At 35.2% G+C, this 13,094-nt stretch carries 13 protein-coding genes; 4 read left to right on the top strand and 9 right to left on the bottom strand.

The window, feature by feature from the left end; all coding sequences use genetic code 11:
• The first annotated feature begins 19 nt into the window (after positions 1 to 19).
• From OMO38_RS06945 to OMO38_RS06935, 3 genes are all read left to right on the top strand, one after another.
• Complete coding sequence (locus OMO38_RS06945; RefSeq protein ID WP_264749482.1) at positions 20 to 721, top strand: hypothetical protein; 702 nt, start codon at positions 20 to 22, stop codon at positions 719 to 721.
• Between the two features lie 81 nt (positions 722 to 802).
• Positions 803 to 2,446: an ABC1 kinase family protein gene (locus OMO38_RS06940; RefSeq protein WP_264749481.1), complete on the top strand. Its 1,644-nt coding sequence runs from the start codon at positions 803 to 805 to the stop codon at positions 2,444 to 2,446.
• Positions 2,447 to 2,564: 118 nt separating this feature from the next.
• Positions 2,565 to 3,917: a DEAD/DEAH box helicase gene (locus tag OMO38_RS06935; RefSeq protein WP_264749480.1), complete on the top strand. Its 1,353-nt coding sequence runs from the start codon at positions 2,565 to 2,567 to the stop codon at positions 3,915 to 3,917.
• A 56-nt stretch (positions 3,918 to 3,973) separates the two neighbouring features.
• Here OMO38_RS06935 and OMO38_RS06930 read toward each other — a convergent pair whose 3' ends face one another.
• The 8 genes from OMO38_RS06930 to OMO38_RS06895 all read right to left on the bottom strand — a co-directional run bounded on the left by OMO38_RS06930 (position 3,974) and on the right by OMO38_RS06895 (position 8,702).
• The gene (locus OMO38_RS06930) at positions 3,974 to 4,441 is read right to left on the bottom strand and encodes a hypothetical protein (protein WP_264749479.1); all 468 of its coding nucleotides are present in this window, start codon (positions 4,439 to 4,441) and stop codon (positions 3,974 to 3,976) included.
• A gap of 2 nt (positions 4,442 to 4,443) precedes the next feature.
• Positions 4,444 to 5,100, bottom strand: coding sequence for a GDSL-type esterase/lipase family protein (locus tag OMO38_RS06925; protein WP_264749478.1), 657 nt, complete (start codon positions 5,098 to 5,100; stop codon positions 4,444 to 4,446).
• Between the two features lie 68 nt (positions 5,101 to 5,168).
• Positions 5,169 to 5,627, bottom strand: a complete 459-nt coding sequence (locus OMO38_RS06920; protein ID WP_264749477.1) for a lipocalin-like domain-containing protein — start codon at positions 5,625 to 5,627, stop codon at positions 5,169 to 5,171.
• A 200-nt stretch (positions 5,628 to 5,827) separates the two neighbouring features.
• Complete coding sequence (locus OMO38_RS06915) at positions 5,828 to 6,991, bottom strand: iron-containing alcohol dehydrogenase (RefSeq protein ID WP_264749476.1); 1,164 nt, start codon at positions 6,989 to 6,991, stop codon at positions 5,828 to 5,830.
• Between the two features lie 184 nt (positions 6,992 to 7,175).
• Positions 7,176 to 7,457 carry a hypothetical protein gene (locus OMO38_RS06910; RefSeq protein ID WP_264749475.1) on the bottom strand — a complete coding sequence of 94 codons (282 nt, stop codon included), beginning with the start codon at positions 7,455 to 7,457 and terminating at the stop codon, positions 7,176 to 7,178.
• Between the two features lie 205 nt (positions 7,458 to 7,662).
• A complete protein-coding gene (locus OMO38_RS06905) occupies positions 7,663 to 7,920 on the bottom strand; it encodes a hypothetical protein (protein ID WP_264749474.1) in 258 nt (85 codons plus the stop codon).
• A gap of 13 nt (positions 7,921 to 7,933) precedes the next feature.
• Positions 7,934 to 8,347 (bottom strand): hypothetical protein, encoded by a 414-nt coding sequence (locus OMO38_RS06900; protein ID WP_264749473.1) that lies wholly within the window; start codon positions 8,345 to 8,347, stop codon positions 7,934 to 7,936.
• Positions 8,348 to 8,435: 88 nt separating this feature from the next.
• Positions 8,436 to 8,702: a hypothetical protein gene (locus OMO38_RS06895; protein ID WP_264749472.1), complete on the bottom strand. Its 267-nt coding sequence runs from the start codon at positions 8,700 to 8,702 to the stop codon at positions 8,436 to 8,438.
• A gap of 178 nt (positions 8,703 to 8,880) precedes the next feature.
• Here OMO38_RS06895 and OMO38_RS06890 point away from each other — a divergent pair, with 178 nt between their 5' ends.
• Positions 8,881 to 11,418 (top strand): phosphoenolpyruvate carboxylase, encoded by a 2,538-nt coding sequence (locus tag OMO38_RS06890; RefSeq protein ID WP_264749471.1) that lies wholly within the window; start codon positions 8,881 to 8,883, stop codon positions 11,416 to 11,418.
• Between the two features lie 55 nt (positions 11,419 to 11,473).
• Here the strand turns inward: OMO38_RS06890 and OMO38_RS06885 are convergent, their stop codons facing one another.
• Positions 11,474 to 13,075: a S8/S53 family peptidase gene (locus OMO38_RS06885; protein ID WP_264749470.1), complete on the bottom strand. Its 1,602-nt coding sequence runs from the start codon at positions 13,073 to 13,075 to the stop codon at positions 11,474 to 11,476.
• Positions 13,076 to 13,094 lie beyond the last annotated feature (19 nt).

Raw genomic sequence — 13,094 nt, 5'->3', positions numbered from 1 at the left:
AATAATAAAACTCACACACATGATGATTAAAGACAAACAGAAAAGTTTCATTAACGAAGATGTAAAATATTTTGCTAGGCTTTTCGGAAGGGCGACATCCAGCTTTTTAAAAATAAATTTAATTGGTCAATTTGCCATTGCAATTCTTTGCGTAGCGACACTGATGTTGATCATCATGCAAACCTATCCAAGTGGTGGCGGACCAGTTCACACAAGTGGTGAAGCGGCAGTTGCAGTACTTTTTATGCAGCGGCCCATTGCGTTTGGTTTGACGGTGATAAGCATTTTGGCCAGTCCGTTTTTATTATTCTCAATGGGGAATAAATACGTTATGTTTAAAACCATTAACCGACTGATTGCTGACAAGGGTGAAAAATTACTGTTCCCGATTTTAGATAAAATTCTTTCAAAGGTGAAAGAACACCAGCCGGAATTATTCAGACAGGGAGTCGACAAAACTAAGCTTCAACTGAGAATTTTACAGGAAATTAGAGATTCAAAACAAAATAAATGGCTGAAGAAAATCATCACTTTTGGTTTTAAAAAAGTAGACCTGAATGAAATTGATTTTAAAGATGAAAATGTAAGCTTTTCTGAAATTATTAAAATAAAAATCATCGATCAGCTGAAAAGTATTTCCGAACCGAGCCGGCTTTTCTTTTGGGTGATTTTGGGGATTAATGCTTTGATTTTCGTTTTGACAGCACTTAAAGTCATTTAAAAATATCTTAATAATTTCAGACTACTTTTCATAAGGAATAATTTTTGAACGTACTTTGCAATTCAATTCATCCCCAAAATTATGTTCGACAAGCAACAGCGAAAACTTAAAAGATCCGCAAAACTGATTTCTGTTTTAAGCAAATACGGCTTCAAAGACATGATCGCCAGAATGGGTAAAAAACCGGAAGAAAGTTCTACGGTATCTGACGAAATTATTTCTAAAGGAACCGTTTACGAAAGAATACGCTTGGTTTTAGAAGAGTTGGGCCCAACGTTTGTAAAGCTCGGTCAGACATTTAGCAACCGTGAAGATTTGCTGCCACCCGAATTGATTCAGGAACTGCAGAAACTTCAGGATCGGGTAGAAGTGGTTGAAATGAATGTGGAAGATATTCTTGAAAATGAATTTAATATCGTTGCAAAAGAACATTTTGCAGAACTTATTGCTAAACCATTGGCTACGGCATCAATTGCTCAGGTGTACAAAGCAACTTTAATTTCGGGGGAAGAAGTGATTTTAAAAATCAAAAAACTTGATGTTCTCAGTGTGATTGAGGATGATTTATTGCTTATCAAAGATTTGGTAAAGCTTATTTCAACCTATTCAGAAATTGGTTCAAAACTCAATTTAAAACAGGCAATCGCAACTTTTGAAAAGTCTCTGTTAGAGGAAGTTTCATTGGTTAACGAACGGAATAATATCAAGCAATTCGCTTTAAATTTTAAAAACAACAAAGAAACCTACGTTCCCATTGTCTATGACGAATTCTCAAACAATAACGTCCTCTGTATGGAATTTATTGATGGAATTAAGGTCACCGATAAGCAGGAATTATTAAGACATCAAATTGATCCGGTAGTAGTTTCAGAAGTCGGTCTGAGACTTTTTGTATCGCAGATTTTAGATTATGGTTTCTTTCATGCTGATCCGCACGCAGGAAATATTTTAGTGAAAAGAGATGGAAGAGTAGTTTTTATTGACTTTGGAGCTGTTGGAAAAATTCAGCCGAATGATAAAGAAATTCTTGAAAGTCTGATTGTCGCTTTCGTGGCTAAAAATTCCAGCAAAATCGTTCGTTATCTTAAGAAAATGGCGGTCAGCTATGAAATTCCGGATGAAAGAAAGTTTGAAAATGATGTAGATGAAGTTTTGAATTTTGTTCACAGTACTTCTCTGAAAGATATTGATCCACACATTATCATCAATAAAATGAAAGACGTGTTGAAATATAATCGGCTTTATATGCCGGATTATTTTTATCTTTTATTTAAAGGTATTGGTTTGATAGAGGGAGTTGGAAGAACCATTAATCCTGACCTGGATGTTGTAAAAAGTCTTCATCCGTACACCAAAAAAATCCTGACCAGAAAAATAAGTCCGAAAAAACTGTTCAAATCCGGAATGGATAAAATGATGAATTTCACAGATAATGTAGATGAAATTCCCAAAGAACTGCGTTCTGTTTTACAGAAACTGGATGATAATAAATTTACGATTTCAAGTGAGATTAAAAATATAGAGAAAACGAACCAGCTGATAAAATCTAGCATTATTAATTTAATTTTAGCGATGGTTTTGGGAGCAAATATCATTGCGACGGCCATTGTTTTCGTTTCAGAATCTGGACCGAGAATCGGAGAAATGTCTTTAATAGCGGTTTTAGGATTTTGCTTTTCTGTTTTACTGGTGATTATTCTTTTGCTGAGAATTACGAGAAAATAATTTTTATTCGCCCTCTAATTTTCGCAGATGATTGATTGAAATCTGTATCCCGATGTGACATTAAACATCCACCTTCAAACATCCAACACCCATCATAAAAATTACCTATCTTTGCAAAATGGAAAAACTCACTTTTGCAGACTTTGATCTTCCGGTTAAAGTTCTTGATGTTTTAGCTGATTTAAATTTATTTGAGCCTACTCCAATTCAGGAGAAGAGTATCGGACCGATCCTTTCGGGAAGAGATGTCATGGGAATTGCGCAGACGGGAACGGGGAAAACTTTGGCGTATCTTCTACCGGTTTTAAAGACCTGGAAATACAATAAAACAGGAAACCCAACTGTTGTTGTTTTGGTTCCTACAAGAGAATTGGTCGTTCAGGTAACAGAAATCGTAGAAAAACTGACAGAAAATATTACTGCAAGAGTAATCGGAATTTACGGTGGAAAAAATATCAATACGCAAAAGCTTTTATTCAATGACGGTTGCGATATTTTAGTCGGAACTCCTGGGCGTATTATGGATTTGGCGATTGATAATGCTATTTCATTAAGGGAAGTTCAGAAACTGATTATTGATGAGTTTGATGAGATGCTGAATTTAGGTTTCAGACCACAGTTGACGCACATTTTCGAAATGATGCGTGAAAAAAGACAGAATATTCTTTTCTCAGCAACCATGACGGAAGCTGTTGATGAAATGCTGGATCAGTATTTCGCAGGTCCTATCGAAATTTCATTGGCAAAATCGGGAACTCCACTCGAAAAAATTGAGCAGACTGCTTACAAAGTTGAAAACTTTAATACAAAAATCAATTTGCTTGAATATTTGTTGAAGAATAACGAAGATATGTCTAAAGTATTGATTTTTGCCAATAACAAAAAGCACTCAGACTTATTATTCACGAAGATCAATGAGCTTTTCCCTGAAGAATTTGATGTAATTCACTCTAACAAATCTCAGAACTATAGATTGAAAGCGATGAAAAGCTTTGAAAAAGAAGAAATCAGAGGTTTGATCACCACAGACGTTATGGCGAGAGGTCTCGATATTTCAAATATTACTCATGTAATCAATTTTGAAACTCCTGAAGTTCCGGAACAGTATATTCACAGAATCGGTAGAACGGGTAGAGCAGACAAGGACGGTAAAGCCATTACTTTTGTTGCGAAAAAAGAAGAAACTCTGGTTCTCGACATCGAATTGCTGATGGATAAAGAATTAAAATATATCGACTTCCCAGCTGAAGTGAAAATCAATCCAAAAAAGATTGTATCTGAAGAAGATGTTATCTTAATGAAAAATCCGGCACAGGGCAAACTTTACGAAGGTGGTGGTGCTTTCCATGAGAAGAAGGACAAAAACAAAAAAGAAAACTGGGGCGGACCGTCAAAAAGGAAAGAACCCAAGAAATTTGGGGCCAACAGAGCACAGCAGAAAGCAATCTCGAAATCTAAGAGAAAGAAATAATAAAAAAACGATTCCAAATTTGGAATCGTTTTTTACTTATATACATCATTATCAGTTTATTCGTCGTCATCATCGTATAGAAAATTCAGTTCATCATCACGCTGTACATAATCGCGTGAAATTCCCGGCGGATTAAAAAGTCCCCAATCATCTACAATAAAATGTTTTGGATTAAAACTTTCAACCCATTCTGCAAAAATGATTTTGAATTCCTCTATTAAATTTCTGATGACTCCGTAATATTTTGCATCTTCAAAATCAAACATTTCTAATGTATTTCCACTAACTAAAATGTCTCTAGCTGCTTTTCTGATAATGGCAGCATTTTCCATTTTAATATCATACAGCTTTACAGCTTCGGCACCGGAAATCTTTGCCATCATCACCATACTGTCTTCTAAGAGAGTAGACTTCAGTTGCTGCAGATAATCATTATCTTCGGGAAAAAGTTCTGTAATAGTTTTTAAAGCGTGAAAAATTTCTTCCGCTTTTTTGAAAATGGGAGTTTCTCTTGATGACCGCATGTCTATTTCATATAAGGATTCATCACTTTCGTCCAAAGCTGATAGCCTTCCGGAGTCATATGAAGCATGTCTTCTACAAACAGATCTTCCCTCACATTTCCGTTTGCATCATTCATAATCTTTGTAATGTCGATGAAATCTGCATTTTTTTCTTTCTTCATGAATTTTGCAATTTTCTTATTGGCCTGTTTCATTTGAGGCCAAAGTTTTTCTCTGCTTGGCGAATATTTTATGGAAATAAAGTCTACCTGAATATTAGGAAACTTTGCCCGAATTTTTGTGTAGAATGTTTTAAATCGATCAACAACCACATCAGATTTCAATTCTGCATCATCAGCAAAATCATTTTCGCCACAGTAAACGATGATCTGTTTGGGTTGGTAAGGACTTAGAAGGTCTTCGGAATAAAAATTTAAATCGGTAAGCCTCGATCCTCCAAAACCTCTGTTAATAATTGTTTTGCCTGGAAAATAGTTTGAAACATCCTGCCATTTTGTAAAAGATGAACTGCCTACCAATAAAATTGAATTTGAAGGTGGCGGTGTCTCCTGATCTAACGTTTTGAAATTCTGAATGTCCTGCCAGAACATGGGCTTTTTTTCCTGAGAAAAAATAAAAGTAAAGGTCAGCAATAGAAATGCTGCGAGAATCTTCTTCATTGTTTCTAAATTTTGTTTGAAATAAAGGTAATAAAAAACTCCCGAAATTTTCGGGAGTTAGATGGTTTTTATCTTTTATAACTTCTATAGACTTGATCCGGAACCTGATCTCCATCGTAATCTATACTGTCAAACAGTTCCACCAAACGTAGTTCGCTGCTGCTGAGAATATCGACTCTGTAAGGTCTCTCATTGTCATTGTTATATTTTATCACTAAAATTTTCTTTTCTGCGTCGTACGTGTAGGTTCCTTCAGTTTTTGCACTTGTACACGTTGCACCGATTCCGGTTACTGCGGTATATGCTGCATAGTAATCTATTCTGAATTCTGTAGTACTTTTTGCACTGCAACCTGTTGGAACTATACTGTTGATAACCGTTTTATTATCTTTTCCGGAAATTACTTCTTCTTTAGTTTCTTTCCATTCACCTTTCAGCATGTCAAGTTCAAAGCTTTCAACATCATCATCTTCGCATGAACTAAGCGCTAAGGCCGAAAAGGCAAATAAAAGTAGGTATTTTTTCATTTTCACAAATTTAAGAATGTGCTAAAATATAAATAAATTTGTAATATTTGTAATGAATTTCAGGTTTTTTAAACTAATGATTGTAAAAAATATAATTTTTGTTAAGTTAGAGTCTGCAGAGAGCAAAAACATGTTTGAATTTAATTCCATACGGGTAGTATGCAGTCAGGATTTTTCTCGATGAAATCTCATCATTATTGTTAATAGCTCATCTCTACAATCTTGTAGGCATCCTGAGGAGTCAGTTTTTTGTGCTCGCCTAAACCAAGCCAGTTTCTTTCTGTAAATGCCTTTTCAACCCTCTCAGCTGTATTTTGGTAGTCCTCTGTATACTCTGACAGTTTGGTTTTAATGTCCAGACTTTGGAAAAACTCTTCCATCTTTTTAATTGCAGCTTCTGCTTTTTCCTCTAATGTCCCTTCTGTGATTTTCCAGACTCTTTCAGCGTATTGAGCCAGTTTTTCTTTTTTAGTATCAAAATTATATCGGTAATGAGAAGGAGCAATTACAGCTAAGGTTCTTGCGTGGTCGATGCCGTAGTAAGCAGTCAGTTCGTGTCCCATTGCGTGAACTGCCCAATCGGTAATGACACCTTTTTGGATAAGTCCGTTCAGCGCCATAGTACAGCACCACATAAAGTTTCCGGCGGCGTTGTAATCAAAATTTTCAGACATCACTTTGGGAGCAGTTTCCTGTAAACTGATTAAAATACTTTCTGCAATTCTTTCCTGAAGGTCCGCTGAAGAAGGCGTGGTCATATATTGTTCCAAAACGTGAGTGTAGGCATCAGCAATTCCGTTGGCAATCTGCTTTTTTGGAATTGACTGTATAACTTCAGGATCCAGAACAGAGAACTGAGGAAATAATCCCGGGCCTCCGGAAGAAAGTTTTTCTTTCGTTTTCCTTCTGGAAATAACATATCCGGAATTCATTTCAGAACCGGTCGCCGGTAGCGTAAGGATGGTACCGAAAGGCATACCTTCACCTTCCATAGTTCTGACAGATCTTTTCAGAATTTCCCAAGGCTCGCCATCATAGTTGGCAGCTGCAGAAAGAAATTTCACACCATCAATAACAGAGCCACCGCCCACAGCAAGAAGGTAGGTAATGTTGTTGTCTTTAATGAACTGTAAAGCATTTACCAGGACTTCGTACTCCGGATTTGCAGGAACGCCTCCAAACTCTTTTACATCATGTTTTTTTAGAGCATCGGTTACCTGGTGGTAAACACCGTTGGTCTTGATGCTTCCGCCACCGTAAATCATTAAAACTTTAGCGTCCTGTGGAACTTCTTTTGAAATTTTAGCAATTTCTCCCTTTCCAAAAAGTATTTTTGTCGGATTTTTTAATTCGAAATTAAGCATTGATCTAAATTTATTTTAGATCAAATTTACGGAATGATGAACGGAATTTCGTTGAATTAGATTTTAAAAATTAGATGACCGCATTTTATTTAAACTATGGAAATTCTTATTGATTTAAATAAAATTAAATCTCCATCAAATTGATAAAGCCATTTCTACTTTTAAAAATTAAACCGAAGTAGATCTATTTAAGATCCTGCATTCTCTTTTGAAGAAATATATGAGCAGTTCTCACCTTTATTTCATCTTTCACCTTTTTTAAATTTAAAAGCGAATAGATATAGATTGGGGTAAAAAAAAGTGGTAAAACAGTATAAATACTGATATCATTTTCAAGAGTCATGAACACCGCAATACCAATAAGGATAATAAAAGAAACAATGTGGAATTTAATAATTGATTTGTGCTTTTTTTCAGTACGTTTCAATTCTTCGAGGGTTTGATCTGAAAGTATTTTTTTTTGCATTCTAATACATGTGGTTTATGATGCAAAAATAAATAAAAATAATAGTATCAGTCAAGTGAAATTCCCTTACAAATGATTAAAAATTATGCAATGCATTTATAATTATCTACTAATAAATGATTTATATTAAATAATTATCATCATTATATGATTTAAATCAATAAAATGAGATTTTCATTGTTTCATATTGAAGCTTTAATGTACATTATTTTACATATTCAGATTCTCTCGATTTTATTTCTCTGTCGATTTGATTACGTCTTAGTAAACAGAGGGTTAAGGTTAGTGAGCATGCAAATATCACAGGAATCACTACATAATTTTGATCTTTGATGTCTAGATAGAGTAGAAGCATGAAGGAAATCAGTAAAACGGCTCCTAAGCTGATCATAGCTCCCTTTAGGGTTTTCTTTTTTGCTGCCAATTCATCTGAATCCAGTTCAGCTAAAGTGTTTTTTTTCATGTTCATCATGTTGTTATTCCAGAACAATTCTGTAGAATTTGTCTTCTTTAGTTGAGCTAATGCTGTCAAATTCAATATGATCAATTTGAAAGCCATCACATTCTGTAGTAACCGGAGATGAACGGATAGAGAAATCGAAAAATCTTATTGCCGAAAAGAATCTGTAATTTTTTGTTCCGTTGAAAGAGCCCACACGTTCCAGCTTAACCTTGTGATCATCAGTTTTTGTAAGTTGTACGCCTGCAGAAACTCCATTGACGGCTTCTTCCTGAATAGAGAAAGTGGGAAGAGAGCCATTTTGTATTAAATTTTCGCCGTGAGAATTAACAAATTCAAAAACAACAGAATCAGGATGAGTGTAGCAATCTTCTTTGCAGGAAAATAGAATAAACGTAAGTGAAAATAGCAGAAGTATTTTCTTGGACATATGTATTTTGTTTTGGTTTTCTGGAAAAGCAAAAATACAAAAAAATATGTTTGGGAATTTATTAAATTCCCTTAATGATGAAAAATATTTATTTGGAATATCCTTTTAAATGGATTATTCTTGACTTTATTTCATCTCTTATATTTTTTAATCTTGTGTAAGATGATAGAAGAGAATAACTGAAAAGTACAGGAAAGAATGTGTAAAATCCGAACCCTTTTTCAGAAGTTACAAAAATTGAAATACCTATGATAAAAAGAATGATGACGATTTGATAGATGAAGTTTTTTCGTGCCTTGTCTTCATTTTGATAAAGCTCGTCGATTGTCTGATGTGATAATGGTTTTTCAGTCATAATAAATGATTGTAAACAAATTAGAATATAAATATAGGGCTAATATTTCTAATGAGTTCCAAAATCGGGGACAGGCTTAGTTAAAATTGTAGTTAAAGTTTTATTAATATTTTAAAATTCATATTATTTTTAAAGTCAATCATTCGCAATTAAATTTAAAATCTATTACATTTGTTGTATGAGACAAGATCAGCGCGCAGAAAAATTCAGGCAGATTGTAGAAAATAAATTTCAGATTTACAACTCATTATTTATGAGCCTGCCTTATGACAAAATGACCAATATCGGGATGCTTCTTCCTTTTCTTTACGAAGAAAGCAAAGATGGTTATCAGGCAGGAAAAACTCCTGAACAAATTGTAGAAGAATTTTTCACCAATCATACAGATTTACAGACCGAAGAGCAGAAGCTCGAACTACTCTTTAAAATCATTCAGTATATTGAGAGACAGGTAGTTTTGTTTGACAGTATTGAAGATGCAGCGTTTCCTAATTTGCATTCCGAAAGTGATAGTGGAACGGTAACCAATCTTTTTGAGCGTTCACAACAGGATCATAAACTTGAAAAAGTACGTGAAAAGTTGAGAGATTTTACAGTGAAAGTTGTTTTCACAGCTCACCCAACTCAGTTTTATCCGAGTTCTGTGCAGAGAATTCTGCATGATCTCAGAAAATCTATTACCGAAGATTCAATTACCAATATTGATATGCTTTTGCAGCAGCTGGGAAAAACTCCTTTTGTTAATAAAGAAAAACCTACTCCAATAGATGAAGCTCTAAGCATCATTCATTATTTAAGATATGTTTATTACGATACGATTGGTGAACTGTTTACAAAAATCAAAAAAACTTTCGGCAACGGTCATTTTCATTTGCATGAAGATTTAATTCAGCTCGGTTTTTGGCCGGGAGGTGACAGAGACGGAAATCCTTTTGTGACAGCAGATGTTACGAAAAGAGTTTCTGAAGAACTGCGTTCTGCAATATTAAAATCGTATTACGGGAATTTAAAAGATGTAAGAAGGAGACTTAGCTTCAGAGGAGTTTCTGAGGTTTTTGCACAGTTAAGTACTGAACTGTATTCTGCTATTTTTAGAAATGAAAGAATCACTGCTGAAGATATTCTCAAAAGGCTCGATGAAGCTGAAAAAATATTGGTAGAGCAGCATAATTCGCTGTTTTTAGATCTGCTTCAAAATTTTAAAGACCGCGTTAAGATCTTCGGGACTCACTTTGCAACATTAGATATCAGACAGGACAGCAGAATTCATCAGCAGGTCATCGATGATGTATACACGGTGAAATTTGGTAAAAATACTGAAGTGAGTAATGATCAGAAGTTTAATCAGTTGATACAGCTTTCAGAAAAAATAGACGCTGATCAGTTTGAAGATATTGTAAAAGATACTTTAATCAATGTCGCGCAGGTCAAAGAGATTCAGTTCGCCAATGGAAACCGTGGAATGAACCGATATATTATTTCCAACTCTGATGCTGTGAAAGATGTAATGAATGTTTATGCGTTTTTCAAAATTTCAGGCTATAAGGATGAAGAAATCAATATGGATATTGTTCCACTTTTTGAAACCATGGAAGGTCTTGATAATGCAGAAAATGTAATGACTGAATTATACCAAAACCCAATCTACCAAAAACATCTGGAAAGAAGAGGGAATCAGCAGACGATCATGCTTGGTTTTTCAGACGGAACAAAAGACGGAGGTTATCTGAAAGCCAATTGGGAAATATATAAAGCAAAAGAAGTTCTTACCAAGCTTTCCGAAGAAAACGGAATTAAAGTCGTCTTTTTCGACGGAAGAGGTGGTCCACCGGCAAGAGGTGGTGGAAAAACCCATGATTTCTACGCTTCTCAAGGTAAAACCATTGCCAATAATAAAATAGAATTAACTATTCAGGGCCAAACGATTACCAGTATTTTCGGAAATAAAGAGCAGGCAAAATTCAATTTTGAACAGCTTCTTACTGCTGGAGTTGAAAATGATGTGTTTAAGAATTCTAAAAAAGATTTAACAGAAAAAGAACGAGCTTTAATCATAGAGCTGGCGAATATCAGTTATAAAAAATACTCAGATCTAAAGGCCCATCCAATGTTTGTACCTTATCTTCAGGAGATGAGTACACTCGAGTATTATGGGAAAACCAATATTGGAAGCCGCCCTTCAAAACGCGGAGGAGGCAACGAATTAAAGTTTGAGGATCTGAGAGCAATTCCTTTTGTAGGATCATGGTCACAGCTGAAGCAGAATGTTCCGGGATTCTTCGGTTTCGGCTATGCAATGCAGCAGTTGAAGGAAGAGGGAAGGTTTGATGAAGTAAGAGAATTATATAAAGGTTCTGATTTCTTTAAAACTTTAGTTTTAAACTCGATGATGAGTATGAACAAATCATATTTTCCGTTGACTTACTATATTAAAGATAATCCAAAATTTGGTGAATTCTGGAATGTGCTTTTCAGCGAATATAATCTTTCAAAAGATATTATGCTTGAGCTGACAGGATTTAAAATGTTGCAGGAAGAAGATCCGTTGTCGAGAAAATCAGTTAAGATTCGTGAAAAGATTGTTCTTCCACTGTTGAGCATTCAGCAGTATGCTTTAATGAAAATTCAAAAAGGCGAAGGAGATAAAGCAGCGTATGAAAAACTGGTGACGAGATCGCTCTTTGGAAATATTAATGCGAGTAGGAATTCAGCATAAATCATTTATTTTAAAATAAAAAAGACAAGCCTTCCAATTGGAAGGCTTGTCTTTTTTATTCTTTTAAAAATTTCTCATAATAGATCTTATCTTTAATCTGGATCTTCAGATAGTAAGTTCCTTTTGAAAAATCCTGTACGCTGATAGATTTTTTATTTGATCTTAAAACCAATCTTCCAAGATTATCGTAAACATCTACTGACGAAACTTCACCTTCTGTTGCAATATTTAAAATAGATTTTACCGGATTCGGAAAGATGACAATCTTTTCTTTTTTTACAAGTTCTGATGTGTTTAACACCGAATTGTAAAGGCTTCCAAAGTTCAAAATTCCATATCCCATTTGATCGGTATGATTTGGAAACAGGGACGCAGTTTGTCTTAATTGCGTTCTCATTGTGTTTCTGTTCATTGTAGGAAATGCCTGAATCAAACATGCTACACCGCCTGCAGCAATAGGCGTGGCAATTGATGTACCTGAAACTGTTGTTGTAGAGTTATTGGCAACGGTGGTAGAAAAAGAACCTCTTGCGCTGGCATCTGGTTTTATAACTCCCAATGCGTTGGGGCCATACGAAGAAAAACCGGAAGAAAGTCCTGCAGAATCTACTGAGCCTATGGTAAAAACCTGAGCATTATCCGCAGGTGTTGTAATGTAATGCCAAGGCTGCTCTCCGGAATTTCCGGCAGCAATTAAAACAAAAATTCCTTTACTCACTGCAATCTGACTTCCTCTGGCAATGAAAGAAGTGGTTCCGTTCATATTTGCGTAAGTATAACTGTATTTCGGGTCATCAAATGTGGAATAACCCAGAGATGTAGTAATTAAATCGACACCCTTTCTGTCGGCTTCTTCAGCGGCTTCTATCCAGTATAATTCTTCTTCAGGAACTTCTACAGCTGCATTTTCACTTCTGTATAGATAAAAATCAGCATCTGGAGCTGAGCCTACAAATGTATTTTGAATATAGCCACCGATTGCTCCCAGAACTACTGTTCCATGAGAATTCAGTGCACTGTCATAGATATTGCCGGTTTTGGTAACAAAATCGTAGCCACCTTTAATTTTATTATTGGTCCATAATCTTGAAAAGGCAGAACCGGTATCTACGGTAGGAAAGCCAGTATCAATTACCGCAATCGTAACGCCTGTTCCTGTAAAACCTGCAAGATGAAGCGGTCGTAAGTTGAGCTGATCAATCTGGTTAGATCCTGAACCATAATCAAAAACGGTCAGGTTTTTCTGTGCAAGCTCAAAACTTTCCCATTTATTGGTATTCTGGGTTTTCACAACAAGAGAAGAATTTTTTGCAAAACTTTCTACCGACTGCACAAATGGCTGGGCTTTAATCAAATTTACCTGCGCCTGATTGGCATTTACGGCAACTCCATTCAGCCATTTAGAATAATCCGTGATGGTGAATCCTAAATTCTGTAAGTTTTGAATAAATGACTGCTCGATAGGTGCGTCCTGGTCATTTAAAGCAATTCCCAAAGCAGTTCGTCTGTTGAGGGCTTTTTGGGTAAGCTCTGATAACGGATTTGCATAGAATGCAGCTTTGTTTGGTTTATCATTAAAATAGACAAATACAACTTCACTTTGTGCCTGAATTAATCCGTAACCGGCTATAAAACAAAATAATAAAAGTTTTTTCATCTATTTATTTTGTATAAAG

Origin of the sequence: Chryseobacterium kimseyorum (assembly GCF_025971945.1) — a bacterium.
In the GTDB taxonomy this organism is placed as follows: domain Bacteria; phylum Bacteroidota; class Bacteroidia; order Flavobacteriales; family Weeksellaceae; genus Chryseobacterium; species Chryseobacterium kimseyorum.
The sequence above is the reverse complement of the archived record's forward strand: the minus strand, read 5'-3'. Positions and strand labels throughout refer to the sequence as shown.